General features: G+C 51.9%; 17 protein-coding genes. 11 read left to right on the plus strand and 6 right to left on the minus strand.

What is annotated here, in order from left to right:
• Nucleotides 1-167 precede the first annotated feature (167 nt).
• The 5 genes from HVX72_RS04375 (at nt 168) to HVX72_RS04395 (ending at nt 5,492) form a co-directional block, all read left to right on the plus strand.
• Nucleotides 168-953 (plus strand): SDR family oxidoreductase, encoded by a 786-nt coding sequence (locus tag HVX72_RS04375; protein ID WP_042288792.1) that lies wholly within the window; start codon nt 168-170, stop codon nt 951-953.
• A gap of 62 nt (nt 954-1,015) precedes the next feature.
• Complete coding sequence (locus tag HVX72_RS04380; RefSeq protein ID WP_042288788.1) at nt 1,016-2,470, plus strand: FAD-binding oxidoreductase; 1,455 nt, start codon at nt 1,016-1,018, stop codon at nt 2,468-2,470.
• Nucleotides 2,454-3,881, plus strand: coding sequence for an MFS transporter (locus tag HVX72_RS04385; RefSeq protein ID WP_249418875.1), 1,428 nt, complete (start codon nt 2,454-2,456; stop codon nt 3,879-3,881). The genes HVX72_RS04380 and HVX72_RS04385 overlap by 17 nt, the downstream gene beginning before the upstream one ends.
• On the plus strand, nt 3,859-4,641 hold the full coding sequence (locus HVX72_RS04390) for an electron transfer flavoprotein subunit beta/FixA family protein (RefSeq protein ID WP_181822614.1): 783 nt from the start codon (nt 3,859-3,861) through the stop codon (nt 4,639-4,641). Before HVX72_RS04385 ends, HVX72_RS04390 begins: the two co-directional genes overlap by 23 nt.
• Nucleotides 4,638-5,492, plus strand: a complete 855-nt coding sequence (locus HVX72_RS04395; RefSeq protein ID WP_181822615.1) for an electron transfer flavoprotein subunit alpha/FixB family protein — start codon at nt 4,638-4,640, stop codon at nt 5,490-5,492. Before HVX72_RS04390 ends, HVX72_RS04395 begins: the two co-directional genes overlap by 4 nt.
• Before the next feature lie 31 nt (nt 5,493-5,523).
• Here the strand turns inward: HVX72_RS04395 and HVX72_RS04400 are convergent, their stop codons facing one another.
• From HVX72_RS04400 to queD, 4 genes are all read right to left on the minus strand, one after another.
• Nucleotides 5,524-6,099, minus strand: a complete 576-nt coding sequence (locus tag HVX72_RS04400; protein WP_042288779.1) for a glycerol-3-phosphate responsive antiterminator — start codon at nt 6,097-6,099, stop codon at nt 5,524-5,526.
• Between the two features lie 18 nt (nt 6,100-6,117).
• Nucleotides 6,118-6,378 carry a ferredoxin gene (locus tag HVX72_RS04405; RefSeq protein WP_042288777.1) on the minus strand — a complete coding sequence of 87 codons (261 nt, stop codon included), beginning with the start codon at nt 6,376-6,378 and terminating at the stop codon, nt 6,118-6,120.
• On the minus strand, nt 6,369-7,616 hold the full coding sequence (locus HVX72_RS04410) for an FAD-dependent oxidoreductase (RefSeq protein ID WP_181822616.1): 1,248 nt from the start codon (nt 7,614-7,616) through the stop codon (nt 6,369-6,371). Before HVX72_RS04410 ends, HVX72_RS04405 begins: the two co-directional genes overlap by 10 nt.
• Before the next feature lie 107 nt (nt 7,617-7,723).
• Complete coding sequence (queD, locus tag HVX72_RS04415) at nt 7,724-8,086, minus strand: 6-carboxytetrahydropterin synthase QueD (protein ID WP_060569385.1); 363 nt, start codon at nt 8,084-8,086, stop codon at nt 7,724-7,726.
• 304 nt (nt 8,087-8,390) lie between these two features.
• Between queD and cysJ the strand changes: the two genes are divergently transcribed.
• The 4 genes from cysJ to HVX72_RS04435 all read left to right on the plus strand — a co-directional run bounded on the left by cysJ (nt 8,391) and on the right by HVX72_RS04435 (nt 16,076).
• On the plus strand, nt 8,391-10,190 hold the full coding sequence (gene cysJ / locus HVX72_RS04420; RefSeq protein WP_181822617.1) for an NADPH-dependent assimilatory sulfite reductase flavoprotein subunit: 1,800 nt from the start codon (nt 8,391-8,393) through the stop codon (nt 10,188-10,190).
• Entirely contained in the window at nt 10,190-11,902 is a 1,713-nt protein-coding gene (gene cysI / locus HVX72_RS04425; protein WP_042288765.1) for an assimilatory sulfite reductase (NADPH) hemoprotein subunit, read from the plus strand. Before cysJ ends, cysI begins: the two co-directional genes overlap by 1 nt.
• Before the next feature lie 99 nt (nt 11,903-12,001).
• Complete coding sequence (gene cysH / locus HVX72_RS04430; protein WP_042288763.1) at nt 12,002-12,736, plus strand: phosphoadenosine phosphosulfate reductase; 735 nt, start codon at nt 12,002-12,004, stop codon at nt 12,734-12,736.
• A gap of 727 nt (nt 12,737-13,463) precedes the next feature.
• A complete protein-coding gene (locus HVX72_RS04435; protein WP_181822618.1) occupies nt 13,464-16,076 on the plus strand; it encodes an autotransporter outer membrane beta-barrel domain-containing protein in 2,613 nt (870 codons plus the stop codon).
• 52 nt (nt 16,077-16,128) lie between these two features.
• On the opposite strand, the gene HVX72_RS04440 is transcribed toward HVX72_RS04435, so the two are convergent.
• Nucleotides 16,129-16,764, minus strand: a complete 636-nt coding sequence (locus tag HVX72_RS04440; protein ID WP_181822619.1) for a LuxR C-terminal-related transcriptional regulator — start codon at nt 16,762-16,764, stop codon at nt 16,129-16,131.
• 584 nt (nt 16,765-17,348) lie between these two features.
• On the opposite strand from HVX72_RS04440, the gene HVX72_RS04445 reads away from it, so the two are divergent.
• Nucleotides 17,349-17,897 (plus strand): LuxR C-terminal-related transcriptional regulator, encoded by a 549-nt coding sequence (locus tag HVX72_RS04445; protein ID WP_181822620.1) that lies wholly within the window; start codon nt 17,349-17,351, stop codon nt 17,895-17,897.
• Nucleotides 17,898-18,103: 206 nt separating this feature from the next.
• Nucleotides 18,104-18,385, plus strand: a complete 282-nt coding sequence (locus HVX72_RS04450) for a DUF5339 domain-containing protein (RefSeq protein WP_181822621.1) — start codon at nt 18,104-18,106, stop codon at nt 18,383-18,385.
• Nucleotides 18,386-18,764: 379 nt separating this feature from the next.
• Here the strand turns inward: HVX72_RS04450 and HVX72_RS04455 are convergent, their stop codons facing one another.
• Nucleotides 18,765-19,802, minus strand: a complete 1,038-nt coding sequence (locus HVX72_RS04455; protein WP_181822622.1) for an aminopeptidase — start codon at nt 19,800-19,802, stop codon at nt 18,765-18,767.
• Nucleotides 19,803-19,979: the final 177 nt, after the last annotated feature.

Raw genomic sequence — 19,979 nt, forward strand, 5'->3', positions numbered from 1 at the left:
GGCTTATTTATAAAATGAAACGGGCAACTGTGATTTCGATCACGTAAGATAGATTAACGCTGTGTTAAAACATATCACAGTTACCAGAGATAATGAGAAAGGTAACTTCCCTGTCGCCGGGGAAGTTACCTTTCTTTTTTTTTGCCTTAAGGAATGTGGAGCTTACTATGTCGATCGAATCTCTCAATGCGTTCTCAATGAATTTTTTCTCGTTGCAAGGAAAAACCGCGATCGTAACGGGCGGCAACAGCGGCCTGGGCCTCGCTTTCGCAACGGCGTTGGCGAAGGCTGGGGCGAATCTGTTTATCCCGAGCTTTATAAAAGACCATGAGGAAAGCAGGGAACTTATTGAAAAACAGGGTGTTGAAGTTGAGTTTATGCATGTGGATATCACGGAAAAAGGGGCGCCGCAGAAGATTATCGCCGCCTGCTGCGAACGTTTCGGCACCGTGGATATTCTGGTGAATAACGCCGGGATTTGTAAGCTGAACAAAGTACTGGACTTTGGCCGCGCGGACTGGGATCCGATGATTGACGTTAACCTGACCGCGGCATTTGAGTTAAGCCATGAGGCCGCCAAAATAATGATCCCGCAACATAGCGGTAAAATTATTAATATCTGTTCTTTGTTCTCTTATCTTGGCGGGCAATGGTCGCCAGCTTATTCCGCAACTAAACATGCGCTTGCCGGGTTGACGAAAGCATATTGTGATGAACTGGGGCAATACAATATCCAGGTTAATGGCATTGCCCCTGGCTATTATGCAACAGATATTACATTAGCGACGCGCAGTAATCCGGAAACAAATCAACGGGTGTTGGATCATATCCCGGCAAATCGTTGGGGAGATACTCAGGATTTAATGGGCGCGGCGATATTCCTTGCCAGTCAGGCTTCTGATTATGTTAACGGTCATTTACTGGTCGTCGATGGTGGTTATCTGGTCCGCTAATTTATGGCGGTGGTTTCTGTTTTTATTCATTATTCCGAATGACTTATCAGGAAGGAAGGGCTATGACTTTATCTCGAGAAGCGATTGTTGACCAGTTAAAAGAAATTGTCGGTTCAGAACGTGTCATTACCGATGAAACGGTGTTAAAGAAAAACAGTATTGATCGCTTTCGCAAATATGCGGATATTCACGGCGTTTATACGCTGCCACTGCCCGCGGCTGTCGTGAAGCTGGGATCGACAGAACAGGTGTCCCGCGTACTGGCGTTTATGAACCAGCATAAAATCAATGGCGTACCGCGTACCGGCGCATCCGCAACCGAAGGCGGGCTGGAAACCGTAGTCAAAAATTCCGTTGTCCTTGATGGCGCAGGGATGAATCAGATCCTGAGCATTGACGTTGAAAATATGCAAGCGACGGCGCAGTGCGGCGTTCCGCTTGAGATTCTGGAGAACGCGCTACGTGAGAAAGGTTATACCACCGGCCATTCGCCGCAATCTAAACCCCTGGCTCAGATGGGTGGGCTGGTAGCGACCCGCAGTATTGGGCAGTTTTCCACCCTGTACGGCGCGATTGAAGATATGGTCGTCGGGCTGGAAGCGGTGCTGGCGGATGGAACTGTCACCCGAATTAAGAACGTCCCGCGCCGCGCTGCCGGGCCGGATATTCGCCATATTATTATCGGTAATGAAGGCGCGCTGTGCTATATCACTGAAGTCACAGTGAAAATTTTTAAATTTACGCCGGAAAACAATCTCTTTTACGGCTATATCCTTGATGATATGAAGGTTGGTTTCGATATCCTCCGCGATGTGATGGTAGAGGGATATCGGCCCTCCATTGCGCGCCTGTATGACGCCGAGGACGGCACCCAGCACTTCACCCATTTTGCCGATGGCAAATGCGTACTCATCTTTATGGCCGAGGGAAACGCGCGGATAGCGAAAGCGACCGGTGAAGGGATTGCTGAGATCGTGGCGCGCTATCCGGAGTGCCAGCGTGTGGACAGCAGGCTTATTGAGAACTGGTTCAATCAACTGAACTGGGGGCCGGAGAAAGTGGCGGCTGAGCGGGTGCAGATCCTGAAAACCGGCAATATGGGATTCACGACAGAAGTGTCGGGCGGTTGGGGATGTATTCACCAGATCTACGAAAATGTGATCAGGCGTATCCGTAATGAGTTTCCCCACGCGGATGATATCACCATGCTCGGCGGTCACTCTTCTCACAGTTATATCAACGGCACCAATATGTATTTTGTCTATGACTACAACGTAGTGGACTGTAAGCCGGAAGAAGAGATCGATAAATACCATAATCCACTGAATAAGATCATCTGCGAAGAGACTATCAGACTGGGCGGCTCAATGGTGCATCACCACGGCATTGGTAAGCATCGCGTTCACTGGAGCAAGCTGGAGCATGGCAGCGCATGGCCGCTTCTGGAAGGTCTCAAACGCCAGTTTGATCCGAACGGCATAATGAATACGGGGACGATTTATCCCATCGAGAAATAACGTAACAGGTGGCTTCCCGCTCGGGAAGCCACTTTTTTTACCGGACAATGAAGGGGTAGAAATGAACACTTCACCGGTGCGCATGGATGACTTACCGTTAAATGCTTTTCACTGCCGTATTGCGGCGTTAACCTTTGGCGCGCATCTTACTGACGGATATGTTCTTGGTGGGGTGGGTTACGCCATTATCCCATTGATGTCAGCAATGCAACTGACGCCTTTTATGGCCGGGATGATTGGCGGAGCCGCGTTGCTCGGGCTTTTTCTCGGTAGCCTTATACTGGGCTGGGTGTCCGATCATATCGGCCGACAGAAGATTTTTACCTTCAGCTTTATGCTGATCACTATCGCTTCATTTTTGCAGTTTTTCGTCTCAACGCCGGAACAGCTGATCGCGTTACGGATCCTCATCGGGATTGGGCTTGGCGGCGATTATTCCGTCGGCCATACGCTGTTGGCTGAATTTGCGCCGCGACGTCATCGGGGAGTTCTGCTCGGAGCATTCAGCGTGGTATGGACTATCGGCTACGTACTGGCGAGTCTGGTTGGACATCATTTCATTTCCGCAAGCCCGGATGCCTGGCGCTGGCTGCTTGCCTCGGCGGCGTTGCCCGCACTGTTGATTACTTTGCTTCGTTGGGGAACGCCGGAATCACCTCGCTGGCTGATACGCCAGGGACGCTTTGCGGAAGCTCATGCGGTGGTTCATCGCTATTTTGGCCCGCACGTCCTGCCCGGCGATGAAATTGCCGCCGCGTCCACTAAACATATTAAAACGCTCTTTTCCGCTCGCTACTGGCGGCGAACTGTTTTTAACAGCGTTTTCTTTGTCTGCCTGGTGATCCCGTGGTTTGTTATCTATACCTGGCTGCCGACGATTGCCCGGACTGTTGGTCTGGAGGATGCGCTTACCGCCAGCCTGCTGCTGAATGCGCTATTAATTGTCGGCGCACTGCTGGGGCTACTATTAACGCATCTGTTGACGCATCGTCGGTTCCTGCTCGGCAGTTTCCTTCTGCTTGCGGCAACGCTGTTCGTGATGGCTTTCTTGCCGCCAGGCAGCGCTTTCACATTGCTGCTGTTTGTTCTGTTCAGCACCACGATTTCTGCTGTCAGCAACCTGGTGGGGATCCTGCCTGCGGAAAGCTTCCCGACTGATATTCGTTCGCTGGGCGTTGGATTTGCGACGGCGATGAGTCGGCTTGGCGCTGCGATAAGCACCGGTCTGTTACCTTTGACGCTGGCGCAATGGGGAATGCAGGTCACGTTGTTGCTATTGGCGGGCGTGTTACTGATTGGATTTATCGTGACCTGGCTATGGGCGCCGGAAACGAAGGCATTGCCGCTGGCGGTGGCCGGGAGGGTGGAGAAAAGACAGGGAGGGGTAAATGAACATTCTGTTAGCGTTTAAAGCAGAGCCGGACTCCGGCATGCTGGCGGAAAAGGACTGGCTGGCTGCGACACAGGATACCTGCGGCCCCGACACCGCTTTGCTGCGCAGCTCGCCTGGCGCCGACGAGCAGGCCGCCGCCGCATTGCTGTTGGCTGAGCGCCGGGCAGGTTGTGAGATGGTCCTGACGGCGCTGAACATCGGCGATGAACGGTCGCTGCACTGGTTACGCTATTTTTCCGCGCTGGGTTTTGATAAGACGGTACTGCTGGAGAACGGGGCGGATCTGCGATTTGCGCCAGCATTCATCGCCGGGCAGATCGCCGACTGGCATTACCGTCACGGGGCCGACCTGATTATCACTGGATGCCAGAGTAGCGAAGGGCAGAACGGGCAAACGCCGTTTCTGCTGGCGGAAATGCTGGGGTGGCCATGCTTTAGCCAGGTGACGCGTTTTGCGCTTGAGGCGCCCTTCATCAGCGTTGATCAGCGAATGGAGTCCGGGCTTCGTCGTTGCCGGGTACGTCTTCCGGCGGTCATCGCCGTCAGACAGTGTGGCGAAGTGGCGCTCCCTGTGCCCGGCATGCGCCAGCGCCTGGCGGCGGCCAAAGCGGAGATTATCCGCCAGCCCGTCGACATTGTGGTGCCTCAGGGGCGCAATTGTCTGGCGCTGACGCGACCGGAACAGCGACGGCGCGCGAAAATTATCGACGGCGCGACGGCGCAAGAAAAGGCCCGGATTTTATGGCGGGACTATTTGCGTCAGAGGTGCGCGCCATGAAAATAGCAATGATTACCACGCCCGGAGAATGTGCGGCAATGGCGGGATGGATCGCGGCAAATGCCCCCGGTGCGGCGGAAGTGGAGCGCTGGGTAATCGATTCCGTACCGGCGGTTGCGGAACAGGTGCTCGACGCGCTGGCCGCCCAATGGGCGATAACGCCTGCCGGGGTGCTGATCTTTCCCTCTGGTTCGTTCGGCGATGAGCTTGCAACACGTCTGGCCTGGCGGCTACGGGGTGATAGCGTATGTCAGGTGGTTACCGCAGACCTGCAACAAGGGCGGGTGAGTAAATCACATTGGGGGGGCGCGCTCTTAGCGTCCCTGCCTGTCTCCGGTTGTCCTGTGTGCCTCTCACTGGCGCGCCAGCCTGATGCGGGCGCGTCAGCGTCGGTTTTGCCAGTTATGACGGAACGACGTATCGTCCCGGCGGAACCACCTGACTGGCTCGAACACCTTGAAAGCGTGAAAAGCGAAAACAGGCACCCTCTGTTACAGGCCAGCCATGTTCTGGTGGTTGGGCAGGGAGGCCGCGAGGTTGAAGAGGATAACATCACCGCTCTGGCCCAGGCGCTACGCGCCGAGGCGGGATACAGCCGGGCGCGGGTGATGAACGGCGGAGTGGATGTGGAACGGATGGTTGGCATCACCGGCCATCTGCTTTCGCCGGATGTCTGTATTGTGGCGGGAGCTTCCGGCGCGGCGGCGTTGATGGCCGGGATTCGCCAGAGTCAGTTTGTCGTGGCGATAAATTGCGATCCCGACGCGCCTGTTTTTTCCCAGGCGGATGTCGGTATCGTCGATGACTGGCCAGAGGTGCTGGAGGAACTCGTGGCGTGTACGAAAACGTAGCCTCAGGGTGTTTGCCCTCCGGCCGCTGAGGCTAATTCAGCTTTTTAGCCAGCGTCCAGACGTCGGTATTGGTGGTGGAAAGCGCCGCCACGCCGGCTTTTATAGCATTGCGCGCGTCTTCCTCATCGCAGACCAGCCCGCCGGCAATCAGCGGCTGGCGTATTTTTTCCGTGACCCAACCCAGCACTTTTGGCATGCAGCCGGGCAAAATCTCAATACAGTCCGGATTTGACTGCGCGACTTGCTTATCAATATTGTGAAAAGAGATGGAGTCGACGATAAACAGGCGATGGATGCAGAAAAAGCCCTCCGCCCGTGCGGCTTTAAGCATCGGGGCTTTGGTGCTGATGATGCCATCTGCCTCGGTGACCAGCTTCAGAAACTGAATGACCACCTCTTTATTCGATGCTCCCTCCAGCAGATCAACGTGGATAAACGCATATTTTCCGGCATTCTTGATCTTCTTCACGATGTTGCTGATGGTGCAGATATTGCCATACAGCACGGAGATGAACAGACATTCGGAGTCAATCGCTAACTGCAGGCTGGCATTATCTTTTACGGCGGCAATGACGGGATTCTGGCGGAGCAGGTGTAACAGGGGCATAGATTATCCTTATAAATATTAGCCGAAGCGGTAAGCGATGCCAGCACCGGACGCGGGATAGCGCCACTGTAGCAACATTTCATCGTCGCACAACAGGCGACAGGCGCCGCACTCCAGACAGCCGCGAAAGTCGATGAGCAATTCGCCTTCCGGTGACAGGGAATACAGCCCGGCAGGGCAGGCGGCGATCAACCGCGCGGCCGTTTCGTGGTCGATCTGCCTGGCGGGAACGATATGGGAAAAACTGGCGGGACGCCAGACGTTGCGGGCTACAGACATCGTATGCTCCTGATAATATCGCCTGCTAAATGACGCAGGCCGTGACGACGGAGATGACGCCAGACAACCTGGCGCAGCGGGGCCACCGGTCCCTCTCCCTGACGCCAGATTTCGCGGGAAACATCATCCATCAGCGCGGGCCATTGACGATACCATCCCGGGCGCTGTAACAGGTCCGGAAGATGACGGTAGCGTTGCAGAACGTCCCACAGCAGACTGTGCTGAATATCCTGATGGTAGGCCGGAAAAAGATTTTGCGGATCGCGTTTCTGGCAGGCGTGAATTAGCGTTTGCGCCGCGGCCTGCGCGCCGAGAAGCGCCATGTCCATTCCTCTGATTGTGAAGCCGGTATTGACGCAGCTACGTAGCGCATCTCCGACCAGCAGCCAGCCTTCCCCTGCATATTGCACGGGCAGACTATGCAGGCCGCCTTCCGGCACCAGATGGGCGCCGTACTCCAGTGTTTCGCTGCCTTTGAGTAAAGGGCGAAGCGCCGGATGCGTTTTCAGCCGCTCCAGCAGTCTGCCTGCCGGAATATCACCCTGCGCCAGCGAGGAGAGGGGACAGACGACGCCAAAAGAGAGCGTGTCCTGATTGGTATACAGGAACGCTCCGCCGGGCCGATCGGCACAAATTTCACCACTGAACAACATCGCTGCGCCTTCTTCAGAAGATAAGCGAAAACGCTCCTCAAGCAATTGTTTGTCCAGCGCCATACTGCTTCGCGATGGCGGCGGCAAAAAACCATAACGTTCCGCCAGAAGGCTGTTTGCGCCTTCCGCCAGGACAACATAGCGGGCGCGCAGCGTCTCGTTGTCAGCAATCACGCCGCAAACCCTGCCCTTTTCACAATGCAGCGCTTCAACCGTCACGCCGCTGATAAACTGAACACCTTCGGCTTCCGCCTGGGCGACAAACCAGGGATCGAAGCGGGCGCGCAACAGGCTCCATGACGCCCCGTCCGAACGCAGGCTGGAGTAGGTTGTCGCGCCGTCATGCGTGAGTAACGTGAGGTTTTCCTGGGTAATTCGTCGTTCCAGCGGGGCGGTGCGTTGGAAGTGGGGGAGAAGTTCGGCGAGCGCATGCGCGTAGAGTCGTCCGCCGGAAAGGTTTTTACTGCCGGGGCGTTCTCCACGCTCAAGCAACAGCACCGACAGTCCGGCGCGGGCGCAACGTAAAGCACAAGCGGTTCCCGCTATCCCTGCCCCGACAAAAATAATATCGAAATCGTCAACCATGCTGTGCTCCTTTATCCAGAGCACATAACCCTATCAGATTGACGGTAAAGGAATGTTGACTCCCGGCACATCCCGGTTATACGCCAGGTAGCTGGGGAAAATGCGGATCATTCGCCGCGATAGACGCAGCCTGCCGTACACGTTTCTTTTACCATCACCGCGCTCAGTAACGGTACTGCGGGTTTTACCTGTTCCCAAATCCACTTCGCCAGCACTTCGCTGGTGGGATTCGACAAACCCGGAATATCATTCAGGTAGTAGTGATCCAGACGGTCATAGGTCGGCTTAAACGCCGCCTTCAGTTCTGCAAAATCAATAATCCAACCCGTGTGCGGATCAACTTCGCCGGTAACCTCCAGGCGCACCATAAAAGAGTGCCCGTGCAGACGACCACATTTATGTCCTTCCGGGACGTGCGGCAAACGGTGAGCGGCTTCGAAGGTGAAATCTTTAAACAGGGTGGTGGTCATCTTAAATTCTCAGTCAGGCAAAAACCGCCGTAGGGTACAGCAAAGTACATTTTTTCGCATTAACTAAAGCGGCCATGACGCGTTGATTACGGAATTGACGCGCTGAATAATGTGTATCTCTATATATTTCAGCGGGTTATTTAATCGCTTTTATTGTTAATAACGATAACTAAAACAGGTTAGTCCATTTGGTTATTTGATATTTCCAACCCTTCTTTAATTGTTATTATCCCCGCCGTTAACCTTACCCTCAGTTTGGGTTTTATCGCTTAAATCCGCTTTGCTTACTGGAACATAACGACGCATGACGACACAGGCCCCACCTTCCGCTTTGCTTCCGCTGAACCCGGAGCAGCTGGCGCGCCTTCAGGCGGCCACAACCGATCTCTCGCCCACGCAGCTTGCCTGGGTCTCTGGCTATTTCTGGGGCATGCTGAATCAGCAGCCGGGCGCAGCCGTGTCACCGCCTGCGCCGGTCGCTGAAATGCCGGGCATCACGCTGATTTCCGCTTCCCAGACCGGCAATGCGCGCCGTGTCGCAGAAGCGCTGCGTGATGATTTGCTGGCGGCTAAACTCAGCGTCACGCTGGTCAACGCAGGCGACTACAAATTCAAACAGATCGGCAATGAAAAGCTGCTGGTTGTTGTGGCTTCCACGCAGGGAGAAGGGGAACCGCCGGAAGAAGCCGTCGCGCTGCACAAGTTCCTGTTTTCGAAAAAAGCGCCGAAGCTGGAAAATACCGCCTTTGCCGTGTTCGGTCTTGGCGATACGTCGTATGAATTCTTCTGCCAGGCCGGGAAAGATTTCGACAGCAGGCTGGCGGAACTGGGCGGTGAGCGTTTACTGGATCGCGTGGATGCCGACGTCGAATACCTGCCCGCCGCCGCAGAATGGCGTGCGCGCGTGGTTGACGTGTTGAAATCCCGTGCGCCGGTCGCTGCCCCTTCGCAGGTCATTGCCAGTGGTGCGGTTAACGAAATTCACTCCAGCCCCTACACCAAAGAAGCGCCGCTCAGCGCATCGCTTTCGGTCAATCAAAAGATTACCGGGCGCAATTCAGAAAAGGACGTGCGCCATATCGAGATCGACCTTGGCGATTCCGGCCTGCGTTACCAGCCTGGCGATGCGCTGGGCGTCTGGTATCAGAACGATCCGGCGCTGGTTAAAGAGATTGTCGAGCTGGTATGGCTGAAAGGCGATGAACCCGTAACGGTCGACGGGAAAAACCTCCCGCTGTCGGAGGCGTTGCAGTGGCATTTTGAGTTAACGGTCAACACCGCCAATATCGTTGAAAACTACGCCACGCTAACGCGCAGTGAATCCCTGTTGCCGCTGGTGGGCGATAAAGCGCAGTTGCAGCACTACGCGGCGACGACGCCGATTGTCGACATGCTGCGCTTCTCACCGGCACAACTGGATGCAGACGCGCTGATCGGCCTGCTGCGTCCGCTTACGCCGCGCCTGTATTCCATTGCCTCATCGCAGGCGGAAGTGGAAAGCGAAGTGCATATTACCGTCGGCGCGGTACGTTATGAGGTGGAAGGCCGTGCCCGTGCCGGTGGTGCGTCCAGTTTCCTCGCCGATCGTGTCGAAGAAGAAGGCGAAGTGCGCGTGTTCATCGAACACAATGATAATTTCCGTCTGCCGGAAAACCCACAAACGCCAGTCATTATGATCGGTCCTGGCACCGGTATCGCCCCCTTCCGCGCCTTTATGCAGCAGCGCGCGGCGGATGAAGCGCCGGGGAAAAACTGGCTGTTTTTTGGCAATCCGCACTTTACCGAAGATTTCCTCTACCAGGTGGAATGGCAGCGCTACGTTAAAGAGGGCGTGCTCACGCGCATCGATCTGGCCTGGTCACGCGATCAAAAAGAAAAAGTCTACGTACAAGACAAACTGCGCGAACAGGGCGCAGAACTGTGGCGCTGGATTAACGACGGCGCGCACATTTATGTCTGCGGCGACGCCAATCGCATGGCGAAGGACGTTGAGCAGGCACTGCTGGACGTGATTGCTGAATTCGGCGGGATGGACGCCGAAGCAGCGGATGAATTTTTAAGTGAGCTGCGCGTAGAGCGCCGTTATCAGCGAGATGTCTACTAATGAGCGAAAAACATCCAGGACCACTGGTGGTCGAAGGTAAACTGTCAGACGCCGAGCGCATGAAGCTGGAAAGCAACTACCTGCGCGGCACCATTGCTGAAGATCTGAATGACGGTCTCACCGGCGGGTTTAAAGGCGACAACTTCCTGTTGATCCGCTTTCACGGTATGTATCAGCAGGACGATCGCGATATCCGCGCCGAGCGCGCCGAGCAGAAGCTGGAGCCGCGTCACGCGATGCTGCTGCGCTGCCGTTTGCCGGGCGGCGTCATCACCACGAAACAGTGGCAGGCGATCGACAAGTTCGCGGCTGAAAACACGATTTACGGCAGCATCCGTCTGACCAACCGTCAGACCTTCCAGTTCCACGGCATTCTGAAGAAAAACGTGAAGCCGGTGCACCAGATGCTGCACTCCGTTGGACTGGATGCGCTGGCGACCGCCAACGACATGAACCGCAACGTGCTCTGCACCTCGAACCCTTATGAGTCTGAGCTGCATGCCGAAGCCTACGCGTGGGCGAAGAAAATCTCTGAGCATCTGCTGCCGCGCACCCGCGCTTATGCGGAGATCTGGCTGGATCAGGAAAAGGTCGCGACCACCGATGAAGAACCGATTCTCGGTCAGACCTATCTGCCGCGTAAGTTCAAAACCACGGTGGTGATCCCGCCGCAGAATGATATCGATCTGCATGCCAACGACATGAACTTTGTCGCCGTGGCGGAAAACGGCAAGCTGGTGGGCTTTAACCTGCTGGTGGGCGGCGGATTGTCCATCGAACACGGTAACAAGAAAACCTATGCCCGCACCGCGAGCGAGTTCGGCTTCCTGCCGCTGGAGCACACGCTGGCGGTGGCTGAAGCGGTGGTCACCACCCAGCGCGACTGGGGTAACCGCACCGACCGTAAAAACGCGAAAACCAAATACACCCTGGAGCGCGTGGGCGTTGAGACATTTAAAGCGGAGGTTGAACGTCGCGCGGGGATCACATTTGCGCCGATTCGCCCGTATGAATTCACCGGTCGCGGCGATCGTATCGGCTGGGTAAAAGGCATCGACAATAACTGGCACCTGACGCTGTTTATTGAAAATGGCCGTATTCTGGATTATCCGGGCCGTCCGCTGAAAACGGGTCTGCTTGAGATTTCGAAGATCCATAAAGGTGAATTCCGCATTACCGCTAACCAGAACCTGATTATTGCCGGCGTGCCGGAGAGCGAAAAAGCGAAAATAGAGAAGATCGCGCAGGAGAGCGGCTTAATGAATGCCGTAACGCCGCAGCGGGAAAACTCAATGGCTTGCGTCTCGTTCCCGACCTGTCCGCTGGCAATGGCAGAGGCTGAACGCTTCCTGCCGACCTTTATTGATAAGGTCGATACGCTGATGGCGAAGCATGGGGTGAGCGATGAGCATATTGTTATGCGCGTGACCGGTTGCCCGAACGGCTGTGGCCGCGCCATGCTGGCGGAAGTGGGGCTGGTCGGGAAAGCGCCGGGGCGTTACAACCTGCATCTGGGCGGCAACCGCATCGGAACGCGTATTCCCCGCATGTTTAAAGAGAATATCACCGAGCCGGAGATTCTGGCCTCGCTGGATGAACTGATCGGGCGCTGGGTGAAAGAGCGCGAAGCGGGTGAAGGCTTCGGCGACTTTACGGTGCGTGCGGGCATTATTCGCCCGGTGCGCGATCCTGCGCGGGATTTTTGGGAATAACCACGCCTTTGCCCGGAGGCGCTTCGCTTACCGGGCCTTTAGGTTTTCAGGCCGGGCAAACGTCATTGCCGCCCGGCAATGCAGGCAAACGAGGTTCTTATGTCCATACTCGATCTAAACGCCCTGAACGATCTGCCAAAAGTTGAACGTGTTATGGCGTTGGCAGAAATCAACAGCCAGCTGGAAAAACGGGATGCAGAAGGCCGCGTGGTCTGGGCGCTGGAAAATCTGCCCGGTGAATACGTGCTGTCGTCCAGCTTTGGCATTCAGGCGGCGGTCAGTTTGCATCTGGTCAATCAGATCCGCCCGGACATTCCGGTGATCCTCACTGATACCGGTTATTTGTTTCCGGAAACCTACCGCTTTATTGATGAGTTAACGGACAAGCTCAAGCTGAACCTGAAGGTGTACCGCGCGACTGAAAGCGCGGCCTGGCAGGAGGCGCGCTACGGCAAACTCTGGGAACAGGGCGTTGAGGGCATTGAGAAGTACAATGAGATCAACAAAGTCGAGCCAATGAACCGTGCGCTGAAAGAGCTGAACGCGCAGACCTGGTTTGCCGGTTTGCGTCGCGAGCAGTCCGGGAGTCGGGCCCATCTGCCGGTGCTGGCCATTCAGCGTGGGGTGTTTAAGGTGTTGCCCATCATCGACTGGGACAACCGCACGGTGTACCAGTACCTGCAAAAACACGGCCTGAAATACCACCCGCTGTGGGATGAAGGCTATCTCTCGGTGGGCGACACGCACACTACCCGCAAGTGGGAGCCGGGGATGGCAGAAGAAGAAACCCGCTTCTTTGGCCTGAAACGCGAATGCGGTTTGCACGAGGGGTAATTTCTTCAGGAAGGTTGAATCACTATAATACTTGCCCTGGTGAAACATAAGAAAGCCTACAGGCCCTTTTATTCCATATTCTAATACCACTCAACCACTGCGTTTTGATGTTATGGAATAATCAGTAAAGCATTCAATGAAAAACTCTTGATACTCCAGTGAGTTATGTGTTGACAGATCCCTGCGAAAGCGGGGATTTAATGACGATAACCATGTTGTTACAGGGCTAAAATTCTGGGACTTTCGTCACGGTATCCCGCCATCATGCGCGCGCTTATTTTCCCGAAAATGTCTGACCTCTTCCAGCCTGTCACGATACTTTAGCAAAAAGTGCTGAAAGTGAAATTTCGTTATCTCATAAAAAGAGAGCAATATTCCTGGAGTGGTTAAGAAAAATCAGCCAAAAAAAGCATCGGCAATTTTATCTAACTGTTTTTGCAATATGTAAAATTTATATTTATTGGCGATAACTCATTTTGGTTAGGATTTTTCCATTAAAAATCACGTTTCGTAATTATATCACCATCTTGCTTAGTTTTATTCTTTTCCATACCATAGCAATTAAGGGATGGTATATATAGGAAGGAACTCCAACCTGCTGATTTTTTTAATGTATCAGTCGCATCATTTTATTTCCCTCCCGCTATCACCCGCTAAAAATCCCCAAGTATTTTACGCAAGAGGGGCGTTTTTTTTATTTTTATCTGTATCACACGCATGGTATTAAATGATGAAGCTTAAAACACAACTGACGACACTTGCATTTCTGACGGCGATATCATTATCGCAATCTTCCTTTGCCGCGACATTTTGCGGTAGCCGCACCAGCGTATCGTATGGCGGCTCTGCAACGGTGACTGGCGATCTTGACGCAAATCGCTGCATCGAAATTGGCGCATATAACTATGGTGGGGTTAATGGCTACGCTGGCACGGCAATGAACGTCAATATGTTGAGCGGTAGCCTGATGAGTGTGCTCGGTTTTATGGAAGATTCTATCGTCAACTCGGGCGCCGAAGTTTACATCACGCAGGTCTCAAAAATAGCGAATGGTGGTTTTGATAGTACAGTACCCGCTACCGCATCCAATATAAAAATTAAAAGTGGCGGCTTAGTACGCGTATATGATGGTGGCACGCTGCAAAATTCTCATCTGGAAGGGGGGACCGCTTATGTTTCTAACAGTGGGAACACCGGGAGTACTGGTAAAGCCATAGATAATAACGTCAGTGATGGCGGGAAATTATTTGTCTACGAAGGTGGCAGCAGCAGCGGTACCGTTATTGATCAAGGCGGCTACGAATATGCTCAGCAGTCTGGAGTCTCCAGTAATGCGCAGATTAACGGCGGCATCCAGTATGTGACCTTATCGGGTATCGCAAATAGCGCGACCATCAATGAAGATGGACGTCAATATGTCTATAACAGCGGCGTAGTGAATGATACAACCATCAAAAGCGGTGGCATTCAGTACTTGTTTATCAACGGTTCGGATACATCAGCCATTGCCGGCGTCGCCAATAATACGACGTTGTTTGGTACCGGGGCGCAGGTATTACAACAGGGCGGTACGGCTAACATCGTCACCCTGAACGATAATGCCGTACAGACGATTTACGCTGGCTCTGCTGCGAATAATGTGACGCTGAACGATGCGGCGATACAGACGGTGTATGGTAATGCGACCACGGAAAATGTCACCATTAACGGCAGCGCGAAATCCTGGTTGGCGAATAGCGCAACAATGACAGGAGCAACGCAGGTTAATGACCGGGGGCAATTGCAGCTTTCTACATCCGCTGATGGCGGGGCGAGGGCAGATAACGTAGCGCTGAATGGCAGCGATTCAACATTGTTGATTATCGCCAACAGCAGTGACAGTGACGCGGCAACCGTAGGTGCCTTGTCTGGACAAGGTAATGTCAGGTATTACACTGGCAGCGATGCCACCAGCGGTGCGGCTATTTACTCCAGACTGAATGTTGACTCACTGTCTGGCAATTTACATTTTTACTTCAATACCTCTTTAGAAGGCGGCAAAGGGGACTACCTGAACATCACCTCGGGTACCGGCAACCATAACGTTACCGTAGCCGATTCAGGTGCGGAGATCACAGAGCCGGATAGACGCAGCCTTGATATTATTTCCGATGCAAGCGGTGGAGCGAGTTTTAGCCTTGCCACGCTCGCCGGTACCAATATTAGTGCCATTGACGGCGGTACCTACATGTATTCGCTTTATGAAAGAGATGAAGACACCGGTAAAATTTGGTATCTGGCAGCAGAAAAAGAGCCTGTAGTCGAAATTCCGGAGCCAGAACCGGGAGAAGAAATTCCGACTCCTGAACCGGGCGAAGAAACCCCGACACCTGTCGATCCTACACCTGATCCGGGTCAGGAAATTCCGTCCATCACGGACAAGCCGAAAACCACGCCCGCGACGGATGCTGTGCTTTCTATGTCAGCGGCGCCCGTTATCATGTTTAAAAACGAGATGCAGAATTTACGCTTCCGGCAAGGCCTGGCGGAGAAAACGGAAGGTGACAATGGCGCATGGGTGCGTTTCACGGGTGGAAACTCAAATATCGACAGCGGGCATACTGACTTTAAACTTGAACAATCGGGAATAGAGTTAGGCGTTGACCAAATAATGGCAACCGAAGGCGCCAAAACACGTGTTGGTCTGTTTACAAGCTATAACAGCGGTAAGGTGAAGCATGCGCGAGGGGGCGTAAGCCGTATTGATAGCCTTAGCATTGGCGCACAGGCCACCTGGTTTCACAACGAGGGATGGTATGTTGATGGCATACTGAAGTACAACCATTTTGATAACGCTTTAAATGCAGTATCGACAAATGGAAGCGGTATTTCGGCCGATTACAGTCAACATGCTCTGGGCGCAGCGATCGAAGTGGGTAAGAGCATCCATTTCCAGAACCATTTTTGGTTTGAGCCGTATGCAAAGGTTGCCGCAATTCAGGTTAAAGGTCAGGATATCAAACTGAATAATGGCATGAAAGGCAGCATTGACGATCAGGATTCGCTGACCACAGAAGCTGGTTTTAATCTTGGACGTACTTTCCTGCTAAACAAAGGGACATCTATTACGCCGTATTTCAAAGCGGCGTGGGTGCATGAATATGTCGACAACAACAGTACGACAATTAACCAGCGCAATACGTTTACCACCAATCTTTCCGGTGACCTGGGAAAAGCGGGTATCGGGGTAAGTGCGTCCTTCAACAAGGAGCTTTCACTGTTTGCCGAACTTGATTATGCAAAAGGGAATAAGCAAGAAGACCCTGTTCAGGCGAATCTTGGATTCCGTTACAGCTTCTAATCATCCATGTTCTCTCTTCTGAACAACAAACCGGTACGTTGTGCCGGTTTGTTTACCAGCTGACCCGATGTTTCAGACGTAACTGCTCTAAGCGTTTTAAATTACCCAGTTTCTTACACAGCGAGTATTGGTAATTATAAACACTCTTAACAGAACAGTTGATTTTTTGTGCGATGAAAGACGTTGAGTGCCCACTTCCAAACATCCTTAAAACTTGCATTTCATTTTCTGTTATTTCAACAATACCTTTAGGTTTGACCTTTTTTCCGCGTAAGATATCTTCTGCGTCCTTCATAAAGGAGGCGCGTTCGTTGCCTGCCACCAGTATAGCAATAATCTCTTTTCTTCTGTTGAACCAGTACCTGGCCATTGACTTCATTGACCGGTCGGTGACCAGTACAATGCTCATCTCAAAATTTTTAAGTTTTTCCAGCCAGGCAATGTCGATGAACAATGGCAGATTCTCAATGCAAAAATCAACAAAGATAACGCCCCTTGGTAATTTGCACGCGTATTTTCTGAAGACTAAATGATGCAGTGATGCCGAGAAAAAATAGTTGTCCTCAGGCCATATGATTATTTTTTTATTTTCACAAAGTACAGCCCAAATGGTTTTTTGATCGCTGGTTGGACAATGTAACCCACAACCTACACAGTGAGTGATATCGGGTATTTCTTTTATTTTCAAAATGTACCTTCACAATTAATTTATTATCGAAGAGAACCATAATGAAGCGAGCATGAACAAACAGTAAACATATTTCTTTATCGAAATATATTTACGTTGACATACAGAAAATAGCGGAAATTTAAGAAAAGCCCGTTTCCAGTTAAGCACCCGATCGCCTAAAAGTTAAAAAAGTGGAAACGAAAAAGCAATGATACTTTGTGATGCCAGGTGTTTTTCCCCACACAGAGCGAGAGCTGCTTTCATTTTCGAAGCATTTTGTGAAACACATTTAACATTTTGTGCTATTTACCTTTACATAAACCCGCGCCATCGCCAGCAATAATCCTAAAATTGTCTGGAAAGAATCTTGGTAAACAGGATAAAAAGCAATATCAGTATCGCATAGCCTCGAGATACTTTTCTGCGAAGCATAAGAATAATCCATCTTTTCCATAATAATAGAGAAGTGAAATATATCTAGAATAGCAACAAATAAAACAATAATATTTAGATAAGGAATGTTATTTCTCCATAATGGACGCATTGTGAACTACCATAAAGATTACCCCATTAAATGCCAAAGCTGTGCCTGGCAATGTAATATGACCGATACTTTTAACGTGCGCATGCTCAATTGCATGGAGAGTCAATATATTATCTGGCCTATAGGGAATTTCCTACTGGAAAAAGGAATAACTCTCTTGCTGAAGGATAATTATTACAATATTCATTCGGGTGGGATGATTTTTGTTGATTTTTCCCATTATTATCTTTCTCTATTTGCTGACGATGCATGGCTGAATCATTTGAAAAAAGTGCCGATGAAGATAATTTTGCTTAGCGATCAAACGATGGAGCCTCTTGCCGGTTACTGGAAACATAAGGAAACGTGTATCGTTGATGTATTGACTGTACGAACCTACAAGCCGTTAGCATTGCGCAAGTCCGGACGTATGGTTTCAATGAACCTGAGCCAAAAGATAACGAGGGCGACGGGTCTTGAAGTAAAGATCCTGCATTTACTCCTTTCCGGTTACAGCACCCAGGAAGTGGCGGAAATAGTCAGAATAAGCAACAAAAGTGTTTTTAACCTAAAGTACTCCTTAGAGCGGAAGATGGGTAAAAAGTTGAAAGAATTGATTATTTTATAAATGCCAGTCTTTCTTATCAGCCTCTTCTCATCTGAGGTGCAGGGTTAAAAATGTCGTCAGGCGTCGAACTGTGATCTGTTTGTCGAAAACTAAAATGAATAATCTGAAAATAATGTCTGAAGCTGTTTTACCCTCTCGTTTGCATTACTCTTGATGACGTTATTGCCGGAGGCAGTAACGTCATTTTAACACTGAGGGAAAAACAGATGAAAAAAATCATTTTTGCTACGGCACTGACGCTGGTGTCCGGCACTTCTTTTGCAGCAATCACCGAAACCTGTCAGCAATATTTTAACGATGTTGATACATTAATTGTTGAAGCGTCAAAATCCAGCGAACAAGCTAAACAACAAATGGAGGCCATGAAACCGCAGTTGGAACAGGCTAAAAAACAACTTGCGGAATTACCGGCGGAAAACCAGGATGCTGGCTGTAAGCAAGGTGCGGCGGCGCTGGTTCAAATGAAACAGTCCATGGGTCTCAAATAACGCCCTGGTTATACCGCGTACCGCAATTACTTCCGGGCCGGATAAATCGTTGACGTTATCCGGCTTTTTGCGGTTTGCTATTCCCGTAGGCAAAATGTACCCTTCACATCACATTACTCGTCATCGATTTACTTTGCGTTAAATTGCTTGTTTTATAACGATTCTTCAAGGTGATTATTGGATTTTCTCTTCTCTCATTTTACAGTGCTGACTATTTCGGTAGAAATTTTCAAATAATAATTCCGTATTCCTGCTACTTAATAACAGTTTTATTTCATGAAAAAATAGTGTGGCGCCAGAGAATTGCGTGAAGGCGATCTGTGGTCATGGAGACTGGCAACTGGCCCTGCGTGCGTCAGGGCCAGGCGATATGGGAAACTTAAGACGCTTTCGCCAGCTCTTTCACCAGCGGCAGCATGATACGCATCACGTCCCGGTTGCGGCGCTCAATGCGTCCGGGAAGCGCTTTATCGATATGCTGCTGGTTATCCAGGCGAACGTCGTGCCAGCTGTTGCCTGCCGGGAAGGACGCTGTTTTCGCGCGCTGCTGATACCCGTCTTTTTTACCGAGGTTCCAGTTCGTGGCCTCAACGGAAAGCACCGCAATTCCGGCTCTGTCGAACACTTCCGCATCGTTACAACAGCCGGTGCCTTTCGGGTAATCCTTATTCATCCCCGGATTGGTGGCCGCGGCAATGCCGTGACGGCGGGCAATGGCGAGCGCCCGGTCGCGGGTTAATTTGCGCACGGCTTCCGGAGTGCGCTGTCCGCTATTAAAGTACAGCTTATCGCCAGTAATCAGGTTATCGAGATTAATCACCAGCAGGGTGTTTTTCTTCTCCGCTGCGCTCATACGCTTGAGAAGATTTTCCGCGCCGAGTTTGCCTTCTTCCTCGCCGCTGGTGGCGATAAAACGAATGCCGTATTCGGTGGGGACATCTTTCAGACGTTCGGCCAGCTCGAGCATCACGCCCAGACCCGCGGCGTTATCGTCCACGCCCTGTAGGGTCAACCCGCCCAGATTCGCGTCGATGTCGGCGTCGCTTTGCGGGGCGTAGGTATCCAGGTGCGCCATGATAATAATTTGCTGCGGCGCTTTGCCTTCATGGGCGGCAATCACGGTGCTACCGGTCACGTTATGCCAGTTCTTGCGGTTATCTTTCGCGGTATAAATATAACGGCTGTTAAAGGTACGAATATCGCTGCGATACCCCATTTGCGCAAACTGCTGACGTAAATAGTCAGCGGAAAGCATTTCAGCCGGGGAACCCGTCATTCGACCGGGAAAGACGGTCGCAATATGCCGGGTTTGTAATGTCGCAAAATCGCCAGGTGACGATGCTGACGCCTGTGCGGGAGCCATAAAGCAGACGCCGAGGGCCAGGATGGCGACAAAACGGCGCGTTGCGGAAAACATAGTGAGTCCTTAAATAGCCTGCCAGGGAGACGCCCTGAATACAAAGCAAAAATTTTAACCCGCCTAGTATGAAACCGCGGCCCGACTAACACAATTTCATTTGCTCTGAAATGCCCGAAAAACCGCTGGCTTAAGCACTTTTTGATATGTGCTTTCCCAGATCGTTATTCCTTTGAG

The organism is Citrobacter sp. RHB21-C05 (assembly GCF_013889015.1).
Lineage (GTDB): Bacteria > Pseudomonadota > Gammaproteobacteria > Enterobacterales > Enterobacteriaceae > Citrobacter_A > Citrobacter_A sedlakii.